This is a genomic window from Aminobacter carboxidus (genome assembly GCF_014863355.1).
In the GTDB taxonomy this organism is placed as follows: domain Bacteria; phylum Pseudomonadota; class Alphaproteobacteria; order Rhizobiales; family Rhizobiaceae; genus Aminobacter; species Aminobacter carboxidus.
Genome location: NZ_JACZEP010000015.1, coordinates 71,576 through 92,976, shown reverse-complemented (window position 1 = coordinate 92,976; position 21,401 = coordinate 71,576). Strand labels below are relative to the sequence as shown.

Annotated in this window: 16 protein-coding genes, 1 tRNA gene and 1 pseudogene; 17 read left to right on the top strand and 1 reads right to left on the bottom strand. The window is 60.2% G+C overall.

Annotated features, from left to right (window positions below; translation table 11 throughout):
* The first annotated feature begins 44 nt into the window (after positions 1-44).
* A tRNA-Met gene (locus IHE39_RS27295) sits at positions 45-121 on the top strand.
* Positions 122-461: 340 nt separating this feature from the next.
* On the opposite strand, the pseudogene IHE39_RS27290 reads toward IHE39_RS27295, so the two are convergent.
* Positions 462-850: pseudogene (locus tag IHE39_RS27290) on the bottom strand (integrase core domain-containing protein); the annotation flags it as partial.
* Positions 851-1,074: 224 nt separating this feature from the next.
* Here IHE39_RS27290 and npdG point away from each other — a divergent pair.
* From npdG to IHE39_RS27210, 16 genes are all read left to right on the top strand, one after another.
* Positions 1,075-1,740: an NADPH-dependent F420 reductase gene (npdG, locus tag IHE39_RS27285; RefSeq protein ID WP_192568698.1), complete on the top strand. Its 666-nt coding sequence runs from the start codon at positions 1,075-1,077 to the stop codon at positions 1,738-1,740.
* A 6-nt stretch (positions 1,741-1,746) separates the two neighbouring features.
* Positions 1,747-2,514, top strand: a complete 768-nt coding sequence (gene cofE, locus IHE39_RS27280; RefSeq protein WP_192568697.1) for a coenzyme F420-0:L-glutamate ligase — start codon at positions 1,747-1,749, stop codon at positions 2,512-2,514.
* Positions 2,511-3,488 (top strand): 2-phospho-L-lactate transferase, encoded by a 978-nt coding sequence (gene cofD / locus IHE39_RS27275; RefSeq protein ID WP_184770890.1) that lies wholly within the window; start codon positions 2,511-2,513, stop codon positions 3,486-3,488. Before cofE ends, cofD begins: the two co-directional genes overlap by 4 nt.
* Before the next feature lie 5 nt (positions 3,489-3,493).
* Positions 3,494-4,195 (top strand): 2-phospho-L-lactate guanylyltransferase, encoded by a 702-nt coding sequence (cofC, locus tag IHE39_RS27270; protein WP_192568696.1) that lies wholly within the window; start codon positions 3,494-3,496, stop codon positions 4,193-4,195.
* Entirely contained in the window at positions 4,192-6,615 is a 2,424-nt protein-coding gene (gene cofH, locus IHE39_RS27265; RefSeq protein ID WP_192568695.1) for a 5-amino-6-(D-ribitylamino)uracil--L-tyrosine 4-hydroxyphenyl transferase CofH, read from the top strand. The genes cofC and cofH overlap by 4 nt, the downstream gene beginning before the upstream one ends.
* 124 nt (positions 6,616-6,739) lie before the next feature.
* Positions 6,740-8,242 carry a pyridoxal-phosphate dependent enzyme gene (locus tag IHE39_RS27260; RefSeq protein WP_192568694.1) on the top strand — a complete coding sequence of 501 codons (1,503 nt, stop codon included), beginning with the start codon at positions 6,740-6,742 and terminating at the stop codon, positions 8,240-8,242.
* A gap of 39 nt (positions 8,243-8,281) precedes the next feature.
* Entirely contained in the window at positions 8,282-9,247 is a 966-nt protein-coding gene (locus IHE39_RS27255; RefSeq protein ID WP_184770882.1) for a CoA transferase subunit A, read from the top strand.
* Positions 9,240-10,010, top strand: a complete 771-nt coding sequence (locus IHE39_RS27250) for a CoA-transferase subunit beta (RefSeq protein ID WP_184770880.1) — start codon at positions 9,240-9,242, stop codon at positions 10,008-10,010. The genes IHE39_RS27255 and IHE39_RS27250 overlap by 8 nt, the downstream gene beginning before the upstream one ends.
* Before the next feature lie 19 nt (positions 10,011-10,029).
* Entirely contained in the window at positions 10,030-11,013 is a 984-nt protein-coding gene (locus tag IHE39_RS27245; RefSeq protein WP_192568693.1) for an LLM class flavin-dependent oxidoreductase, read from the top strand.
* Positions 11,014-11,098: 85 nt separating this feature from the next.
* Positions 11,099-12,382: an ArgE/DapE family deacylase gene (locus IHE39_RS27240; protein ID WP_184770877.1), complete on the top strand. Its 1,284-nt coding sequence runs from the start codon at positions 11,099-11,101 to the stop codon at positions 12,380-12,382.
* 363 nt (positions 12,383-12,745) lie between these two features.
* On the top strand, positions 12,746-14,317 hold the full coding sequence (locus tag IHE39_RS27235) for a Re/Si-specific NAD(P)(+) transhydrogenase subunit alpha (RefSeq protein WP_192568692.1): 1,572 nt from the start codon (positions 12,746-12,748) through the stop codon (positions 14,315-14,317).
* A 12-nt stretch (positions 14,318-14,329) separates the two neighbouring features.
* Positions 14,330-15,799, top strand: coding sequence for an NAD(P)(+) transhydrogenase (Re/Si-specific) subunit beta (locus tag IHE39_RS27230; protein WP_192568691.1), 1,470 nt, complete (start codon positions 14,330-14,332; stop codon positions 15,797-15,799).
* Between the two features lie 175 nt (positions 15,800-15,974).
* Positions 15,975-18,338: a xanthine dehydrogenase family protein molybdopterin-binding subunit gene (locus tag IHE39_RS27225; RefSeq protein WP_184770871.1), complete on the top strand. Its 2,364-nt coding sequence runs from the start codon at positions 15,975-15,977 to the stop codon at positions 18,336-18,338.
* Positions 18,335-19,174 carry an FAD binding domain-containing protein gene (locus tag IHE39_RS27220; RefSeq protein ID WP_192568690.1) on the top strand — a complete coding sequence of 280 codons (840 nt, stop codon included), beginning with the start codon at positions 18,335-18,337 and terminating at the stop codon, positions 19,172-19,174. Before IHE39_RS27225 ends, IHE39_RS27220 begins: the two co-directional genes overlap by 4 nt.
* The gene (locus tag IHE39_RS27215; RefSeq protein WP_192568689.1) at positions 19,171-20,376 is read left to right on the top strand and encodes a xanthine dehydrogenase family Fe-S subunit; all 1,206 of its coding nucleotides are present in this window, start codon (positions 19,171-19,173) and stop codon (positions 20,374-20,376) included. The genes IHE39_RS27220 and IHE39_RS27215 overlap by 4 nt, the downstream gene beginning before the upstream one ends.
* A gap of 242 nt (positions 20,377-20,618) precedes the next feature.
* Entirely contained in the window at positions 20,619-21,383 is a 765-nt protein-coding gene (locus IHE39_RS27210) for a GntR family transcriptional regulator (protein ID WP_184770865.1), read from the top strand.
* Positions 21,384-21,401: the final 18 nt, after the last annotated feature.

The window sequence follows — 21,401 nt, the reverse complement described above, 5'->3', positions numbered from 1 at the left end:
AAGCGTTGAAAAAGGACATTTTGCCTCAGGCAAAAGTCCGGTGGCGCGGGGTGGAGCAGCCCGGTAGCTCGTCAGGCTCATAACCTGAAGGTCACAGGTTCAAATCCTGTCCCCGCAACCAAATACATAAAAGCCCCGCCACAAGCGGGGCTTTTGTGTATTTACATGCTGGTGACGGTCGATCTGAAACCGCATCAGCGGCCCGCAACAAGGCAAAGCCGACGAAGCGGGACAAAAAGGCCAAATCCTGGCCCACCAACCAAATACAAAAAGCCCGCCGCGTGCGGGCTTTTTGCTATCTGGATGCCAGTGCCCGCCGAGCCGAAACCGCAGCCGCCGCTGGCAACAAGCTCCGCTTCCCCGGCGATGCGACCATCGCGGTTCACGGAAGAGCAGATAATCGGACCTGAGACCGCAATCTCCTCCGGTTTGAGGGAGAGTCCTGGGTTTCGTTTCTGGCCTTATGCGGCCTGTTTTTCCAGCGTGGATTTCCTTGCGAACTCGACCGGCGACATGTTGCCGAGGGCCGAATGTGGTCTGTGGTGATTGTAATCCTCCTTCCATGAGATGATGGCGCTGTGGGTCTCGGATAGGGTCGAGAACAGCGTGTCGTTGAGACACTCGTCCCGGAAGCGCCCGTTGAAGCTCTCCACGAAGGCGTTTTGCATCGGCCTGCCCGGCGCGATGTAGTGCCATTCGGCGCCGGTCCGCCGGCACCATCGCAGGACCGCTATCGAGGCTCGGTGCCGTTGTCGGAGACGATCGTGTCGGGCCGGCGGCGCCAGCGGATGATGGTGTCGAGCTCGCGCACGACGCGCAGGCCCGAGAGCGAGGTGTCGACAACAAGCGCCCTTCGGGCTCGATCCCTGCGCCACTTGCAGTCATGCCGATCAAGTAGCGCGGATTGTTCTTACAATTGGCCAAAATGGCAGGCTGCGCGATGCGTCGGATGAGTGCGCAAATCCAACTTGTCTTATCTTACTATTGATAGTATGTTCATCACATTGGCGAGCATGCAAATGGCTTGGCCCAACAGAGCGCAATCCTGCTCTCCAACTTCAAATGTGAGGAACGATGTCCGACTCGTCCAAGCCTGTAATCGGAATCATTGGTGGAACTGGAGACCTCGGTTCCGGCCTGGCGAAGGCCTGGGCTGCCGCCGGCTACAAAGTCGTGATCGGTTCGCGTAGCCGTGACAAGGCAGTTGCTCTCGCATCCGAACTTGGAGCAGGCATTGTCGGTGAAGACAATGTTGGCGCCGCCAGGCTGGCTGACGTAGTCGTGCTGGCCGTGCCATTCGCAAGCCATGACGCAACGATCGCCGAAATCAAGGACGTCGTTCAGGGCAAGATCGTCGTTGACGCGGCTGTGCCGCTGGTGCCTCCGAAAGTCTCCACCGTACAGCTTCCCAGCGCTGGTTCCGCGGCCCAGATCGCCCAGGGACTGCTGGGGGAGGGGGTCCGCGTTGTCTCCGCCTTTCACAATGTTGGTGCGGCCAAACTGCACAAGGGCGGACGAGCCGAGTGCGACGTTCTGGTGTTCAGTGACGACAAGGAGGCCCGCAATCAGGTCATTGAACTCGCCGGCGCCGTCGCCAACCGTGGTGTCGGTGGTGGCGTTCTCGCAAACTCGGCCGCGGCCGAAGCGCTCACATCGGTCCTGATCTGGATCAACCGTCAATACAAAGTTCCCGGTGCCGGCATCGCAATCACCGGACTCGAGGACGCAAACGCTGCGTAAACTGCCATGGCATCCGTCTCGCTCTCGCTTCATGCAATACCTGGATTGCCCCTGATCGCTCCCGGGGACGATCTCGCCGGCCTGATCGAAGAGGCCCTGCGCAAGTGTGGGCTAGGTCTGATGGACGATGACATCGTCGTGGTGGCGCAGAAAGTCGTCTCCAAGGCAGACGGTCTCTACGTCGAACTTGATAGCGTCGAGCCGTCGCAACGTGCCCGCGACATCGCCGCACAAGTCGGCAAGGATCCGCGCCACGTCGAAGTGGTGCTGCGCGAGGCCGAGGAGGTCGTCAAGGTCGGGCCGCACGTTATCGTGGTTGCTCATAAGCTTGGCTTCGTCATGGCGAATGCCGGCATCGATGAATCCAACATCGAGCATGCCAACGGCAGCCGCGTCCTGTTGCTCCCGCGCGATCCCGATGGCTCTGCATCTGTCCTCAAAGCTCGGCTTGATCAGATGTTCGGGGTCTCTTGCGGCGTCGTCATCAACGACAGCTTTGGCCGCCCATGGCGCAATGGCGTGGTTGGCGTTGCGATCGGAGCTGCAGGAATGCCGGCGCTGGTTGATCGGGTCGGCGCCGAGGACCTGTTCGGCCGAACACTGAAGGTGACCGAGATCGCTGTCGCAGACGAGATCGCCTCGGCAGCCTCGCTGATGATGGGGCAAGCCAACGAAGGCTTGCCGGTGGTTCTTATTCGCGGATATCGGCCAACCGCGCCCGCGCGGCCGGCGGCATCATTGATCCGCTCCCGCGAGAGGGACATGTTCCGATGAGCGCTTCCAAATCAACGGGTCGGGTGGTTGCCCTGTGTGGCGGTGTCGGAGGTGCCAAGCTCGCGTTCGGTCTCGAACGGCTTCTCGGCAACGATCTCACGCTGATCGTCAATACAGGCGATGATTTCGAGCACCTCGGCCTGAAAGTCTCCCCCGACATCGACACCGTTCTCTATACGTTGTCGGGCCTCGCCAATCGCGAACTCGGCTGGGGCCGGCAGGACGAGAGCTGGAATTTCATGAAGGCGCTGTCGACACTCGGCGGCGAGACCTGGTTTCAGCTCGGCGATCGAGATCTTGCCATCCACGTCGAACGAACGCGGCGTTTGAGGACCGGCGAGACGCTTTCCGCCATCACCAGCAGTTTCGCAGCACATTTCGGGATTGCCGCGCAGGTTCTGCCGATGAGTGACGACCGAATCAGCACCGCCGTGGTGACATCGGAGGGAGTGCTGCCGTTCCAACGCTATTTTGTAGAACGGCGTTGCGCCCCGCGCATTGACAGCATTCATTTCGAACGTTCGGTGCGAGCGCGCGCCTCATCTGAGGTTCTGTCCGCTCTGGGTGATCCGCAACTGACGGCGATCATTGTTTGCCCGTCAAATCCTTTTCTCAGCATCGATCCCATCCTGTCGGTGCCGGGCATCAGGGCGGCCATCAAGAAGTCGAGCGCACCCGTGGTCGTAGTGTCGCCCATCATAGGCGGCAAGGCCGTCAAGGGGCCGACGGACAAGATCATGACCGAGCTTGGCGTGCCCAGGACATCGAAGGCAATCGCCGAGCACTATCTCGACCTGATCGATGGACTGATCATCGACCACAGCGATGAACAGGAACGCGAAATCGCCGGCTGCGCGGTTCGTACGGCTTCATCGCTGATGAACACGGATGAAGATCGCGTCCGGCTCGCAGGCGAGGCGCTCGATTTTGCGCGCCACCTCGTGTCGACCCCGCAGCGGCAATTCGGAGGCTGACACTGATGGCCACGATTGCTGCAGCTTCGAAGATATGCGCTCTCGTTCCTGTCAAACGATTGGGCTGGGCAAAATCCCGCCTGGCTCCGCATCTGACGACAGGCGAGCGGAATTGCCTTGCGGAAGCAATGTTGCGCGATGTGCTCGATGTCCTCTCCAAGGTCCCTCAGCTGGGGGGGATTGCGGTCATCACTTCCGACACCGCCGTCGCTTCAATAGCAAACGACTACAACGCCGTAGTCATTGACGACCTCGATGATGCCGGCATCAACAATGCCGTAAGGCGTGGGCAAAGGGCACTCGCAGCCGAGGGCTATGCCGGTGTCTTGGTCATCCCAGGCGACATCCCCTTTCTGAGTGCCCAGGAGATCGAACTGGCCCTGTCGGCGCTCGCCGACTGTAACGTCGTGATCACACCGGCAAACCGTGATGGCGGAACAAACCTGCTCGGGTTCTCTCCGCCCCACGTCATGGACCCCTCCTTTGGGCTGCACAGCTTCAGGCGCCACCTTGCGATAGCCCGGGCGATGGGCCTGGAAGTTGTCGTGCTCCCCCTCGAAGGAGCCGGACACGATATCGATGTGCCCGCCGATCTCTGGTCGGACACGGATGGACCAGCAATTCAGACACGCCGGCTGCTCGCGCGCCTTGGGAAGGATGTTCCCCCTGCTTGCCCCGGCCCTACCCAGGAGCCTCTGTCGCCATGAACCACGCTGCGCTTCTCAACGATTTCGCGCCTGAACGGAGACTGAACCGCGAAGAGGCGCTGAACCTGGTCGAGATCAATGATCTCCAGCCGCTGCTGTCTGCTGCGCGCCATCGTCGGGACTGGGCTCACGGCGACCAGGTCTCGTATTCCCGCAAGGTGTTCATTCCGCTGACCCAACTCTGCCGAGACGTCTGCCACTACTGCACATTCGCGCATCCGCCGCGCAAGGGGCAGCGGGCATTCCTGACCCGCGACGAGGTTTTGGCGATCGCCGAAGCCGGCAAGAAGGCGGGCTGCAAGGAAGCGCTGTTCACGCTCGGCGACAAGCCGGAGCTGCGCTATCGCGTTGCGCGCGAGGAACTGAAGGCACTCGGGCACGAGACGACCATTTCTTATCTTGCCGAAATGGCTGCGGTCGTCCTCAAGGAGACCGGACTTCTGCCGCACATCAATCCAGGTTTGCTGACGAGCGAGGACCTCGCGGCCCTGCGGTCCGTCTCGATCTCGCAAGGAATCATGCTGGAGAGTGTATCGAAACGGCTGTGCGAGAAGGGCGGCGCCCATCACGGTTCCCCCGACAAGGCACCTGCGGCGCGATTGGACACCATCCGCCGTGCCGGCGAAAAGAAGGTTCCGTTCACGACGGGCATTCTGATCGGCATAGGCGAGACGCGGGCCGAGCGCATCGACTCGTTGCTGGCGCTGCGCGACCTTAACGATGAATTCGGGCACATCCAGGAAATCATCATCCAGAATTTCCGCCCCAAGGCTGGAACCAGAATGGCCGACATCGAAGCGCCGGCGCTTGAGGATCATCTTTGGACCATTGCCGTCGCGCGGCTGTTGTTCGAGCCAGGGATGAACATCCAGGCCCCTCCCAATCTTAGCCCAGGCGCGCTGGAGCAGATCGTTCACGCAGGCATCAACGATTGGGGAGGGGTTTCGCCGGTCACGCCGGATCACGTCAATCCTGAAGCACCCTGGCCGCAACTCGTCGAACTCTCTGACGTGACCTCAATGGCGGGCAAGGACCTGGTCGAACGGTTGGCGATCTATCCCTCCTTTGCCAGAAAACCCCTGGAATGGGTCGATGCGGATCTGCGCTTTCCTCTCTACAACCGGATCGACGCCGAGGGCTGGCCACGCAGCGATGACTGGTGCCCAGGCCGCTCCGATCCCATCCCCGCAACCGAGGCGTTTCTGCTCAGCGCAGCTCCCAACCGTGTCGGTGGGAGAGTGCGTGCCGTCCTGGACAAGGCGGCCGAGGGGACGATGCTCACTGAAAACGACATCGTCACACTGTTCCGGGCACGGGGTGGCGATTTCGCCGCTGTTTGTCGGGCGGCCGACGCTCTGCGCCGGCGGGTCAACGGCGACACCGTCAGCTATGTCGTGTGCCGCAACATCAACTACACCAACATCTGCTACTTCAAATGCCAGTTCTGCGCCTTTTCGAAGGGCAAGCTCAGCGAGAACCTGCGCGGCCGCCCCTACGATCTCGAGATGAGTGAGGTCGCAGCGCGTGTGCGCGGTGCCTGGGAGCGCGGCGCGACTGAAGTCTGCATGCAGGGAGGTATCCATCCGTCCTATACGGGCGCGAAATATCTCGAGATCTGCCAGGCGGTGAAAGAGGCGGTTCCGAACATGCACATGCATGCGTTTTCGCCGCTGGAAGTCTGGCAGGGCGCAAAGACACTTGGCATGTCGGTTTCCGATTTTCTCGCGCAGCTGAAGGCGGCCGGTCTGAGCACATTGCCGGGTACGGCAGCCGAAATCCTTGATGACGAGGTGCGGGCGACCTTGTGTGCGGACAAGATCAACACGCAGGAATGGCTCGACGTCATGCGCGCTGCCCACAAACTCGGCTTCCGCACGACGGCAACGATCATGTTCGGCCATATCGAGGGTTACGAACACTGGGCGCGCCATCTCATCAGGGTTCGTGACCTGCAGATGGAAACGGGCGGGTTCACCGAATTCGTGCCGCTGCCATTCGTTCACATGGAGGCGCCGATCTATCTCAAGCGCCGGTCGCGTCCAGGGCCGACCTTCCGCGAAGCCATCCTTATGCACGCCGTCGCGCGTCTGACACTGCATCCGCACATCACCAACATCCAGGCGTCATGGGTGAAGCTTGGGCAGGAGGGCGTGCGGCACTGCCTGAACGCCGGCGTGAACGATCTCGGTGGAACCTTGATGGACGAAAGCATCTCAAGGTCCGCCGGCGCCAGCCATGGCCAGGAGATGACCCCTCAGCACATGGAGGCCATCATCCGCAAAGCGGGCCGCCAGCCGAGGATGCGCAACACTGTTTACGGCGATGCCCCCGCAGTCTCGCGCGAACGGGCCTTCGCCGCTGCCGCTGCGCGAACTGCCTCTGAAAGCACCTCTGCACGCGAACCGGTCTGCGCTGGCTGACAGCCCTATTGCGAGCTGGTTTCGCCGTGGAAATCTTTTGCTATAGGCTAGTCATACTAACATTAGGATGATAATATGACTTAATGATTGCGCGACAGCCAGACTCTACAAGGAGATGACGGAAATGCCTGCACCTGGAGGCGGCCTTCTCGACAAGGTTGAAGTGGTTGATGGCGACATTCGCAGGTCCGCCGTCGAATGCGCGCGCAGCCGTGGCGTTGTATTGCCAACCTTCTCCCAGCTTGCTGGGTCGGCGCCAATTCCGCCATCCATCCTTGACCGTTTGCAGTCGGTTGACCCTGACGCGCCAGATCCTTTGAACCTGTGGCGTGTGAACTGGTTCAATTCGGACGACCGGCGAGGGCAGCAAGCGGTGCCTGCCCATGTCGTATTGCCGCGCAGTCTGACTGGGGTCGAGGCACCGATAGTGGTGTTGCTCGGCGCCCGCTTTCCGATGATCGGTGCACATAAGGTGCTGCCGGCTTACGCCGGGCTGGTGACCTATTTCGTCTCGGGACGTTTTGATCCGCGCCGGCATCGGGCGGTTTGGCCGTCGACGGGCAACTACTGTCGCGGCGGCCTTGCGGTATCACGAATCCTTGGCTGCGATGGTGTCGCTGTCCTGCCCGAAGGCATGAGCCGAGAACGCTTCGAGTGGCTTGAGCGCTGGGCTTCTGATCCGTCTCACATCATTCGCACTGTCGGCACCGAAAGCAACGTCAAGGAAATCTACGACAAGTGTCACGAACTGGCGCAAAGCGCTGACAACGTCATTCTGAACCAGTTTTCGGCCTTCCCGAACTATATGGCGCATTTCGCCTGCACGGGTGCTGCCTGCGAGCGGGTCTTCGACGATGTCCGGGACCAGAACAGCCAGGCAAGGCTGGCTGCGTTCGTCTCGGCAACGGGGTCAGCAGGGACGATTGCAGCCGGCGACAAGCTCAAACAGTCTTACGGGACGCGGATCGCCGCCGTCGAAGCGTTGGAATGCCCGACACTGCTCGAAAGCGGATACGGCGAGCACAACATCCAGGGCATCGGCGACAAGCATGTGCCCCTGATTCATAATGTCCTAAATCTGGATTTCGTGGTCGGTGTTTCGGATCGATCGACGGATCGGTTGAACTATCTCTTCAACACCCCCGGAGGCAGGCATCTGCTGGCATATCGCCTTGGCCTGAAAGACGAAGAGCTATCCTTCCTCGACGACATCGGCATCTCGGGCATTGCCAACATCATCGCCTCGATCAAGCTGGCCAAGCATATGAATTTCGGGCCGCACGACGTTGTCATGACGATCGCGACGGACGGCGCCAGCCTCTATTCGAGCGAGATGGAGGCGATTGGGCGCGGTGAATTCAGCGGCGGCGTTTCCGAGGCAGATGTCGAGCATCTGCTGGCTAGCTGCCTGCACGAAGCTGTTGCTGACAGCCTGATCGAAATGACGGCGCGCGAGCGGCGCAGGGTTTTCAATCTCGGCTACTACACCTGGGTTGAACAGCAGGGCGTGACGCTGAGCGATTTCGACGCCCGGCGCGACCAGTCGTTTTGGCGTGCGGCCGCCGACGCCGCATCCGCCTGGGACGAACTCATCACCGAATTCAATGCCGAAGTCGGCCTGAATTAGCTGCGGACGCTGTCCGTGGCGAGCTAAAGGAGAAACGAAGTGCTTGAAGCTCAACTCGAGCCATACTCACGGCTGAGGGAAAACCTCGCAGCACGTGATCGAAGCCTGCGCGAAAAAGTCATGTCGCTAGAGGAAGCGGCAGGGCTCGTCCAGGACGGCATGAAGGTCGGCATTGGCGGCTCGACCATGTCTCGGACACCGATGGCTTTGATCTGGGAGATCATCCGCCAGCGCCGGCAGAACCTTTCCTGTTCGCGCTGCATCGTGTCGACCGACGGTGACCTTCTCTTTGGGTCCGGGGTTTCGGACCACATCATCACCAGCTGGTTCGCCCAGGGCATCCTCTGGGGCCTCTCCAAGGTGATGCGCCATCACGTCGAAACGCAAGGCAGGCGCTACGAGGAGTGGAGCCATATGGGTGTCGGAATGCGGTTCCGCGCCGGCGGCATGGGCGTTCCCTTCCTGCCAATGCGTGCAATGCTCGGCTCGGACGTGATGCGGCAGCGACCAGAGGCAAAGCCCATCGATTGCCCATTCACGGGCGAAAGGCTTCTGCTTGTGCCGGCGCTCAACCCTGATGTTGCGCTCATCCACGTTCAGCGCTGCGACGCCTACGGCAACGCCCAGATCGATGGCCTGCAATTCATGGACATCGACCTCGCGCTTGCAGCCAACAAGGTCATCCTGACCACCGAGCGCATCGTGTCGAATGACCAGATCCGCCGTCACCCCGATCAGACGAAGATCGCCTTCCTCTGTGTGGATGCGGTCGTCGAGGTTCCTTACGGCGCGGCCCCGCATGAATGCTTCGGCATCTATGAACCAATGCTCAAGCATATGGACGCCTACGTGAAGCAGGTCAATGCCGATCCGGTGAAGGGGATGCAGGAGTACCTTGAGAAGTACTTCTACGGGCCGAAAAACTGGAACGAATACCTGGAGTTGATTGGGCTTGAAGAGCTTCTCGAAGCAAGTCAGCGCGGCAGGAGCATCTACAATGACTGAAGCCCGCAACTACACCGCCTCTGAAATTCTCGCGATCCTGGCGTCGCGCCAGCTCAAGGATGGCCAGGTGGTCTTCGCCGGTGTCGGAACACCGTTGCTGGCGGCAACTCTTGCCCAGCAACTGCGCTGCCCAGGCCTGACCATCCTGTTTGAAGGAGGCGTTGTCGGCGCCTTCGTGGAGGCGGGAAAACTGCCACCATCGACCAACGATCAGCGCTGCACCAAGCGCGCCAACATGGTGCTCGGCAGCGCCGACGTTCTGCTGCTTCTGCAGCGCGGTTATGTCGACATCGGTTTCATGGGTGGGGCCCAGATCGACCAGTTCGGCAATCTCAATTCGTCCTTCATCGGCGATCCGGCCGCACCGAAGACGCGCCTGCCTGGCACGGGTGGCGGCAATGACATCTCGAGCCTCACCAACATGATCGTTGCGATGAAGCACGAGAAGCGGCGCTTCGTCGAGAAGGTCGACTTCATCACCAGCCCTGGCTTCATCCGGGGCGGCAACTCCAGACGCGAAAGCGGTCTACCTGCTGGCGGAATGTTCCGCGTGATTACCGAACTCGCGATCTTCGGTTTCGACGAGACCACCCGTCGAATGCGCGTGCTGGCACTTAATCCCGGCGTTTCCCGCGAGGAAGTGCAGGACAACACCGGCTTCGAACTCGAATTCGATGAGAATCTTCACCTCACCGAGCCGCCAACCACCCGTGAACTGCAAATCCTGCGACAGCTCGATCCCGAGCGGCTTTTCACTGCCTGATTTTCCCGGAGGAAGAACCATGACACTGATTACAAAGACTTTCGGCATCGCCGCGCGCAATTTCGTGGCCTATCCGAACATGCCCGACGCCCGCAAGCTCGTGGAATACGGCGTGCGCGTCGAGGAACTCGGTTACGACTCCGTGTGGGTCTGGGACCACATGCTGCTTGGCGTCGACCCCAACTTCCCGATCATCGACTCGCTGACCGCACTCACCGGGATCGCGGCAAGGACGACCAAGATCCGCATGGGTACGGGCATCCTCGTACTGCCGCTGCGCAATCCCGTGGCTCTCGCCAAGCAGCTGTCATCCATGGACCAGCTGTCCAACGGACGCATGATCATGGGCATGGCGGCCGGTTGGTACAAACGCGAATTCGATGCGATGAGCCTGCCTTTCTCCAAGCGCGGCAAGATCATGGACCAGAACCTCGAGATCATGCGCCGGCTCTGGACCGAAGACCGCGTGACCGGGAAATACAGCATTGCGGATCCGGAAACCGGCGTCCAGCTCGAGTACAACATGTCGAAAGCCGTGATGTACCCCAAGCCGGCACAGTCGCACCTTCCGATCCTCATCGGCGGCTATGCGGATGCGGCACTCAAGCGCGCAGGAACCACCGGCGACGGCTGGCTCACCTATTTCTACCGTGCCGAGGATTTCAAGAAGTCGTGGGACAAGGTCCTCGGCTTCGCCAAGGAAGCGGGCAAGGACCCGAACTCCGTGATGAGCGCCTCGCAGCTGCCGATCATGGTCGGCGCTTCGAAGGAAGCCGTCCGCGAAGACATGATGGATTGGCTCAACAAGGAATGGGATTTCCCTGAACACAGCGACTGCACCCGCGAGAGCGCGATCATGGGCTCGGTCGACGACTGCGTCGAGCAGCTCAAGGCTCACATCGATGCCGGCGTCCAGAAGATCATCTTCGTTCCCTACAAATACGAGATGAAGCAGATCGAAACCATCGCGCGTGAAATCATCCCCCGCCTGAAGGCTCTCTGACCCCAACTCCGTCCTGTTTGCGCTCACCGCGGGCAGGACGGATCTCTTTTTTGCGAACGACACGCCGCCTTATCGGGAGATTGAAATGACTGACCCAAACCGCAAACGAATATTGGACAAAGTTGACGCCTCAAAAGACGAAGCGGTGCGCTTCCTGCAGAAGATGGTTTCGATCCCCAGCGTCACCGGCGACGAGGCGGCAATCCAGGCGTTTCTTCACGGATACCTGAATACGATCGGCCTCGATGTCGACATCTGGGACACCGACTGGCAAGAGCTCAAGAAGCATCCCGGCTACCGACCCGTCGCGCGTGGCTATGAAGGGCGGCCCAACATCGTAGCGAGCGCGAAGGGTTCTGGCGGCGGGCGCTCGCTGCTGCTCAATGGCCACACCGACGTTATTCCCGTCGGCAACGGCGAGGGGTGGAGCGACAATCCGTGGTCGGCGAAAATCGAGAATGGCCGCATCTACGGCCGCGGATCCTGCGACATGAAGAGCGGTGTCGCCAGCCACATCCTGGCCGTGCAGTATCTCAAGGAGCTCGGCATCGATCTCAAGGGCGATGTGCTGATCAACATCGTGATCGATGAGGAAGTCAGCGGTCATGGGACGCTCGACACTGTCATCCGCGGTTACTCGGCCGACGCTGGCATCTCGGGCGAGACCAGCGACCTGCATGTGCAGCCCGCATGCATCGGGCGCATCTGGTTCGAGATCGAAATTCAGGGCAAACCGGCGGGCATCCAGCAGCGCTATCTCGGCGTCAGCGGCATCACGCTCGGTCAGAAGATCGTCGCTGCAGTGCAGGAGATGGAAGACGAGCGCGTCGCAACGGTCACGCATCCGCTTTATCCGAGTGCAATCGATTCCTTGCCGTGCATCATCGGTTCGTTCCAGGCCGGCAACTATCCGAGCGCCTTCCCGGCGACGGCACTTCTCAAGGGCTCGATCGGCACGGTGCCCGGAGAAGATCACGAAGGGGTCAAGCAAAGCCTGGTGAAGAAGATCGCCGAGGCGGCGGCCAAGGATCCGTGGATGAAGGACCACCCCCCTCAGGTGCGGTTCGTCGGCTACGATGCCGAGGCCTCCGAAATCCCGCGCGACCATGCCATCGTGCAAACCGTTTCCCGCAACTATACGGAAATCACCGGCAAGGAGCCGACCATAAGCGGACGCCAGGGTGCTGCCGATACCCGCTTCCTCAACAGCTATGGTCATACACCCACGGTGATCTTCGGCCCTGGCTCGACCGCCATCATGCACGCCAATGACGAGTATGTGTCGATCGACGACTACATTGCGTCCATCAAAGTCATGGCACTTTCCATTTATGACTGGTGCAACGCGGCGCCCTTGGCGAAGTCCTGAAGCCGTAGGTCGTTACCTATCCACGATTTCCGTCAAAGGGGCCGCAAGGCCCCTTTTTCACAAGGCCCCTTTTCACAAGGCATGCCGTCTTTCACATGCATGCCCATCTTTCATAGTGCTCGTCAAAATTCATTCTATCTTACTATAAATAGATTGACTTTGCGAAGAGCCTGACGCACGGTCCTGTCAAGCTCGGCTTGGCCACCAAACTCGAGTGTATGACGACGATGCTCCGCCTGAACTGTTCAGCCAGTTCAAGCTGGCGGCTCAAATCCAGCTTCGCTGTATCGGAGATGCACCTATGCGCTTCGCAACAATTGACCAATCACGCGCCGGGAAAGGCGCCGGAGGAGTTATGGCACCATGAAGGTCGGCGCATTAAAAGAGACGTTTGCGGGAGAGACGCGCGTGGCGGTAACACCGTCGTCGGCGGTGCATCTGGCGAAACTCGGTCATAAGGTCTTCATGGAAGCCGGCGCAGGCAAGGCGTCAGGCTTCAGCGACGCTGATTACATCAAGGCCGGCGTCGCAATCGAGAAGTCGGCAGCCGATCTCGTCAAGGCCGTCGACGTCGTGGTCAAGGTGCGTCAGCCGACCGAGGTGGAACTCAAGCGGCTGAAGATCGGCCAAACGCTGATTTCCTTCTTCTATCCGGGGCAAAACGCGGCACTGCTGAAACTTGCGGAAAAGCAGGCCGTCACGGCGGTCGCCATGGACATGGTTCCACGCATCAGCCGCGCGCAGAAGATGGATGCGCTGTCTTCAATGGCCAACATTGCCGGCTATCGCGCGGTGATCGAAGCGGCCAACAACTTTGGCCGTTTCTTCACCGGTCAGATCACGGCCGCCGGCAAGGTGCCGCCGGCCAAGGTCCTGGTGATTGGTGCCGGCGTGGCGGGGCTTGCGGCAATCGGAGCGGCACGTGGCCTCGGTGCGATCGTGCGGGCTTTCGACGTGCGCCCGGAGGTGGCCGAGCAGATCGAATCGATGGGCGGTGAGTTCCTGTTCCTCGATTTTTCCGACATCCAGGACGGGGCTGCCACGGGCGGTTATGCCGCGCCGTCATCCCCGGAGTTCCGCGCCAAGCAGCTTGAACTGTTTCGTTCTCAAGCTCCGGATGTCGACGTCGTCATCACAACCGCGTTGATCCCCGGCCGCGATGCGCCAAAACTCTGGACCGCCGATATGGTGGCCGCGATGAAGACGGGCTCGGTGATCATCGACCTGGCAGCTGAGCGTGGTGGCAACTGCGATCTGACCGTGCCCAACGAAAAGATCGTCACCGACAACGGCGTCACTGTCGTTGGCTATACCGATTTCCCAAGTCGCATGGGCGCGCAGGCGTCGGAACTCTATGCGAACAACATCCGTCATTTCCTGACCGATCTCACGCCCGGCAAGGACGGCGTCATCAAGCACAATATGGAAGATGACGTCATCCGTGGCGCAACCGTCGCGCATGGCGGGTCGATCACCTTCCCGCCGCCACCGCCCAAGATTGCCGCCATTGCGGCGCAGAAACCCAAGGAAAAGACAAAGGAACTCACAGTCGAGGCAAAGCGCGCCAAGGAACTGGCGGATTCCCGGGCGCAGACCCGCTCGCAGTTTGCGCTGCTCGGCATTGGCGCGGTGCTGATGCTGATCATCGGCCTGTTCGCGCCGCCAAGTTTCCTCGGCCACTTCATCGTTTTCGTGCTTGCCTGCTTTGTCGGCTTCCAGGTGATCTGGAACGTCAGCCATTCGCTCCACACGCCGCTGATGGCTGTCACCAACGCGATCTCCGGCATCATCATTCTGGGCGCGTTGCTGCAGATCGGACTTGGCTCCCAGTGGGTTGTCGTCCTGTCGGCCGTTTCCGTGCTGATCGCCACGATCAACATCGTCGGCGGCTTCCTCGTCACCCGGCGAATGCTCGCCATGTTCCAGAAATCGTAAGGGGAAACCGACATGGAAATCGGACTCACGACCGCAACCTATGTCGTTGCCGCCATCTTGTTCATCCTGTCGCTCGGCGGGTTGTCAGGGCAGGAAAGCGCCAAACGGGCCGTCTGGTACGGCATTGTCGGCATGGCGCTCGCCGTACTTGCCACTCTATTCGCCGCCGGCCCAGTCAACTGGCATATCACCGCGGTTATGATCGCCTTCGGAGCGTTGGCTGGCTGGTATGTGGCCAACCGCGTGCAGATGACGGAAATGCCACAGCTGGTCGCAGCCCTTCACTCCTTTGTCGGCCTTGCCGCAGTGTTCATCGGCATCAATGCCGAGATCACGCTGATGGATGTGTTGGCGGCAAAGGCGTCTGGGGCGACCGAGACTTTCACTGGCTTTGCGGCAGTCCTGGCGCACAAATCACCAGCGGAAATCGCGGTGCTCAAGATCGAAGTGTTCCTTGGCATCTTCATCGGGGCGGTCACTTTCACCGGTTCGATTGTCGCGTTCGGCAAGCTCGCCGGGAAGATCGACGGGAAGGCCAAGAAATATCCCGGCGGCCATGCTTTGAACGCCGCTGCAGCTCTTATCTGCCTGGCGTTCGGTGTTGCCTACTGCATGGGTGTCGGCATTCTGGGCGCCGACGGCATTCTGGGAACGAGCTTCGCCCAACTCGTGCTTGTTTCGCTGGTTGCCGGATTTATCGGCTGGCACCTGATCATGGGCATCGGCGGCGCCGACATGCCTGTGGTCGTCTCCATGCTGAACAGCTATTCCGGCTGGGCGGCTGCGGCCATCGGCTTCACCTTGGGCAACGATCTGCTCATCGTTACGGGCGCGTTGGTCGGCTCTTCCGGTGCGATCCTTTCTTACATCATGTGCAAGGCGATGAACCGCAGTTTCATTTCGGTGATCCTTGGCGGCTTCGGTGGGCCGCAGCAGTTGACCATGCAAATCGAGGGTGAACAGCTCGCCATCGACAGCGACGGCGTGGCTGCGGCACTCAACGAAGCCGAAAGCGTGATCATCGTGCCAGGCTACGGCATGGCGGTGAGCCAGGCCCAGCAATCTGTCAGCGAGCTGACCCGCAAGCTGCGCGCTGCCGGCAAAAAGGTGCGCTTTGCCATCCATCCTGTCGCCGGTCGCTTGCCGGGTCACATGAACGTGCTGCTCGCGGAAGCCAAGGTGCCTTACGACATCGTTTTGGAAATGGACGAGATCAACGAGGATTTTCCGAGCACCGACGTCGTTATCGTCATCGGCTCCAACGATATCGTCAATCCGGCCGCACAGGACGATCCAGGCAGCCCCATCGCCGGCATGCCGGTGCTGGAGGTCTGGAAGGCGAAGACCGTCTTCGTTTCCAAGCGCGGCCAGGGGACCGGCTACTCCGGCATCGAGAACCCACTGTTCTTCAAGGAGAACACGCGGATGTTTTATGGCGACGCTAAAAAATCCATCGACCAGCTGCTGCCGATGCTTGGCTGAACCCCATACGGTACAGTCTTGATGACGCAACAACGTGACGGGTCGACACCGTGAGGCCCTGCGTTTAAATTCATACTATCATCTTATTAATAGTATGATACGATCTGGTTTGAATTGGCTGGCGTCTGTCCTATCAGGATAGGCGCCAACCAGACAAAATGGGAGAGACATCAGCATGACCGAACAAGGCGTCGGCGCGTCATTGCTTCGTAAAGAGGACGATCGTTTCTTGCGAGGACGCGGCCAGTATGTCGGAGACATACGGCTTGCCGGCATGAAGGACGTTGCGTTCGTACGGTCTCCTCTGGCGCACGCCAACATTCGCTCGGTCTCAGCCCATGAGGCCATCCGTGGCCAGGTCGTGCTGCCGGCTGACTTGAAAGGGGTGAAACCGATCGTTGCGGTTTCGGGCTTGCAAGGCTTCAAGGCCTCAGAGCAGCCCATTCTGGCGCATGACAAGGTCCGGCAGGTGGGCGAGCTGCTTGCCATGTGTGTAGCCGACACACGGGCTGCGGCCGAAGACATCGCTGCACAGGTCGATGTCGACCTCGAGGAATTGCCAGCAGTCCACGACATGCTGAAAGCCCGCGAACCCGGCTCGGCCCTGCTGCATGAGCATTGGGGCGACAATGTCTTTCTCGAGACTTTCGTCGACGTAAATTTCGCGGCGGCACTCGACGCTCCCATCAAGGTGACACGCGAAATTTCGACCGCCAGGCAGAACATGTCGCCGATGGAAGGCCGGGGCACGGTTGCCTATTGGGACAGCCGGATGGAGCATCTCGTGCTCTATACCGGGAGCCAGATGCCGCACATCGTGCGCAACGGCCTTGCCGAATGCCTGGGTCTCGACCAGGTTCAGATCCGCATCATATCGCCGGATGTTGGCGGCGGGTTTGGCTACAAAGGGATCTTGCTGCCCGAGGACATCTGTCTGGGGTGGTATGCGATGCGGTGCGGCCATCCCGTTCGATGGCTGGAGGACCGCCGCGAGAATCTGACTGCCGGCACCAATTGTCGAGAGCACCACTACCGCATCACTGGCTACGCTGATCGCGATGGCAAATTGCGTGGTATCGACTGCGAGGCTACAGTCGACTCTGGCGCTTATTCTTCTTATCCGTTCTCGGCATGCCTGGAAGCTGCCCAGGTTGCCTCGATCCTGCCTGGGCCCTACGATTTTCCATCTTACCGCTGCCATACGTGGTCGATTGCGACTAACAAATGCCCGATCCTGCCTTACCGGGGTGTGGCACGTACCGGCGTCTGCTCGGCAATGGAGTTGATCATCGACGCCATTGCGCGCGAATGCGAGCTCGAACCTCATGAAGTACGCCGGCGCAATCTGGTTCGTCCCGAACAGATGCCTTTCGACAACATCACCAAGAAGCACTTCGACAGCGGCAACTATCCTGAAGCGCTCGACAGGGCCATTGCGGCCATTGATCTGCCATCGATCCGCGTGCGTCAGAAGAAGGGGGAGGCAGACGGCCGGCTGATTGGCGTCGGGCACTCGGTCTATTGCGAGCAGGGAGCCCACGGCACATCCGTCTATGCTGGCTGGGGCATTCCGATGGTGCCGGGCCATGAGCAGGCGACCGCGCGTATGACACCCGATGGCGGACTTGAACTCCGGATCGGGGCGCATTCGCACGGCCAGAGCATGGAAACCACCCTGCCACAGGTCGCGCATGAAATCCTCGGCATCGACACCCGCAAGATCAAATTGGTGCATGGCGACACGGAATACACGCCCTATTCGACCGGCAGCTGGGGCTCTCGCTGTGCTGTGATGTCGGGTGGAGCCGTGGCTACGGCGTCGCGTGAGTTGGCGGGCCTGATCAAAAAGATCGGAGCGCACCTTCTGCAAACAGAAGTCGACTCTTTGGAATTGTCCGGCGGGCAGGTCCATGGCGCCAATGGCAGCGTCACCATCGAGGAGATCGCCCACACCTGGTATCGTCGACCCCAGGACCTGCCGGCCGGCGTCGATCCGCGCGGATTGGAAGTGACCATCGGCTACAAGCCGCAGCGCGATTCCGGCACCTTTAGTTACGCTGCCCACGCGGTGGTCGTCGCCGTCGATCCTGAAATGGGTGACATCGAGATCCTCGACTATGTCATTGTCGAGGATGGCGGCAAGCTGATCAATCCGATGGTGGTCGATGGCCAGATCTACGGCGGGTTGGCCCAGGGCATCGGCACTGCTCTTTACGAAGAAATGAATTTCGACGCGTCCGGGCAGCCGCTGGCGTCGACTTTTGCGGACTACCTGTTGCCGGGGCCGACCGAGGTGCCTGCTCCGCGACTTGATCACATGGAAACGCTCGCGCCCTATACCGAATTCGGGGTCAAGGGCATCGGGGAAGGCGGAGCTATCGCGCCTCCTGCCGCAATCAGCAACGCCGTCAACGATGCGCTAAGAGGTTATGGCGTTGAGCTACTTCGATCACCCATCACGCCGCGCCGTGTCCTGGAGGCTATCCAGCGATCGCAGCACAACCAGCCAGCCCGGCAACTGCAGGGAGCCGTAGCGTGAAACCGGTCAATTTCGACTACGCTCGTCCCAAGGACGTCGCTGGTGCCATCGCGCTCATCGGCGATGAGAGCCGTACTGTAAAGGTCATGGCCGGCGGGCAATCGCTTGGTCCGATGCTCAATATGCGTCTTGTGCAACCAGACCTGGTCGTCGACATCACTGGCATTGGCGAACTCAAAGCCGTTACCGATCAAGGCGACCGGATTGTCGTCGGCGCTTGCGTGACGCATGCGGATTTCGAGGATTTGCGCGTGCCCGACGTCACGCACGGTGCGCTGCCGTCTGTCGCCAGCGGCATTGCCTACCGAGCTGTCCGTAACCGCGGCACGATCGGCGGAAGTCTGACACATGCCGACCCGTCTGCCGACTGGATTTCCATCCTGTCCGCCATTGGCGCTTCGGTAACGGTCGCGGGACCCGCTGGTAGTCGTACAATGTCGGTTGAGGACTATATGCTTGGCGCGCTCGAGGCGGATCTGCGTCCCGGCGAGATCCTGGTTTCGGTCAGTATCCCCAAGCTCGGACATGGTGCCCGCTGGGGCTATTACAAGAGTTGCCGCAAGACGGGCGAATTTGCACACGCGATCGGGGCGTTTCTCCATGATCCGGAGAGGGGTGCAAGCCGGGCCGTTATCGGTGCGACAGAAAGCAAGCCGATCGTTGTGGCTGCTGCTACCGCCTTCATTGGTGATGGACAAGGCGACAAACCTGCAAAAGGCTTTGACGCCAACGCCACGGCAAAACTCCTGGAAGCCTCTGGCATGGTCGATCAGATCGATCGTCAGACCCATGTCGTCGCCTTGCGACGCGCCATCGAGCGAGCATACCCAGCATGACAACAATCAATCTCACCGTTAACGGCAAGCAACTTTCAGCAACGGCAGAACCTCGGACGCATCTCGCCGACTATCTTCGCGACTGCCACAATCTGACCGGAACCCACATTGGCTGCGAGCATGGCGTCTGCGGCGCGTGCACGCTTCTCGTCGATGGCGTGCCGACCCGGTCCTGCATTACATTTGCGGTGACGTGCGAACATGCCCACGTCACGACGATTGAAGGTCTGGACAACGACGAGATCGCTACCGAACTGCGGGCAGCCTTTAAACGGGAACACGCCCTTCAGTGCGGCTATTGCACACCAGGGATGATGGTCTCGGCACGCGACGTCGTGCTGAGGATGGAGAGCCCGAGCGAGCATGACATCCGCGTTGCCATGAGCGGGAACCTTTGCCGCTGCACGGGGTATGTCGGCATCGTTCGAGCCGTTCAAAGCGTCATTGAGGCACGACGCAAACGCGGTGCAGGTGCCATTGCCGACGGCAACCGCAAGGTGCTCGGACCGGCGGGTTCCGGCCATTCCAGCGCCGTTGCCGCCAATGGAGCTGCAAAGCCACGCGAGACCTCGCCGACAAAGGCTGCTGCCTCTGTGGCAGTTGCACCGGCGCGCGCCGATGCGAACTGGACGCCACAGACGACGTTTGTGCAGAGCTTCACGGTCGAGCACCCGGTGGATCAGGTGTGGGAGTTCTTCGGACGCATCGGCGAGGTGGCGACTTGCCTTCCCGGCGCGTCACTCAATGGCGAACCTGTCGATGGACATGTCGAGGGGCGCATCAAGGTCAAGGTTGGCCCCATCAGCGCTGAATTTCAGGGTGTTGCAGACGTCAGTCGTGACGATGCCACACGCACCGGCACCATTAGCGGCACTGGCAAGGACCAGCGCAGCAATTCGGCAACGCGCGGCCTGATCGGCTATGCTGTCAAACAGGGCGATAGACCTGGGCAGACCCGTGTTGACGTGACGGTTGGGTTCACACTGACCGGAATGCTGGCGCAATTCAGCCGATCCGGGCTGGTGCAAGACATTGCCAACCGATTGATCGCTGCCTTTGTTCAGAATCTGGAAGCCAAGCTTTCAGCCGGCGAGGGCGCAGCGCCTGCCGTCGCTGCCGAATTTGACGCTGGCTCGCTGTTCACATCGGTGATCATCGGCCGGATAAAGGCGCTCTTTGCCAGCGTGTTCCGGCGCCGGTAAGCCGCCAAGCTGTCAAATCGTCGTCGACCGAAATTTAGAGCAATTCCAGGAAAAGTGTGCAGCGGTTTTCAGTCCGGAATTGCGCAAAAACAAGAAGATAGAGAGTTTCCGCGATTCGAAGAAAAGCGGAAACAATCTACTGGTGCAGCCGGCCTGGCTTGGTCCATTTCGCGCCCTTTGCACAACCAAGTTTGATCGCACCGGGGCTGGATAAATGGTTCTATTTACCGTATATTAGGCTCATGAACATCACATCCAAAATCTACGATCGCAGCCCTACGCCGCTCTACATTCAGGTCGCCTCGGTCATGCGGCAGCGCATCGACCGCGGCGTCTGGCTGCCTGGCGACAAGATATCCACGCTCGAGGAGCTGGAGGTCGAGTTCTCCGTAGCGCGCGTCACGATCAGGCAAGCCATCGACCTGTTGCGACAGGAGGGTCTGCTGGACGCCCAGCAAGGCCGCGGCACCTTTGTTTCGCTTAAGCTCAAGAAGAACCGTTGGTTGAATCTGGCGACCGATCTTGATGCAATGATCGCCAACCTCAAAGACAATGTGCTCAAGCGTGTTCACATCGAGGAAGGCGCTGCCGCTCCCGAACTGAAGGCCGGAGAAGGAACGCCCGCGGAGGGGTATACCTTCCTCAGAAGCGTGCAGTACAACAACGGCGAACCCTTCTCAGTCGTCAATCTGCATTTGGCGAAGCATATCTTCGACAAGGATCGCAAGCGCTTCACCCACTCTGCGGCATTGCCGCAGATCCTGGAAATGCCCGACGTCACGATTTCTCAGGCGCCCCAGACATTCACGATCGGCGTTGCAGATCCCGAGACAGCGAATTTGCTCGAGATCGGTCTTGGAGAACCCACTGCCGACTCCCGGCTTATCCTGATCGATGACAATGGCGTCGCCATCTACGTGGCAAGCATCCATTATCACAAGGACTGCTTTGCTTTGCGGGTCGAACTGCTGGACCACAGCAAGCGCCGCCAACGGACGGCGAAATGACCATCGTCGATGCCGCTC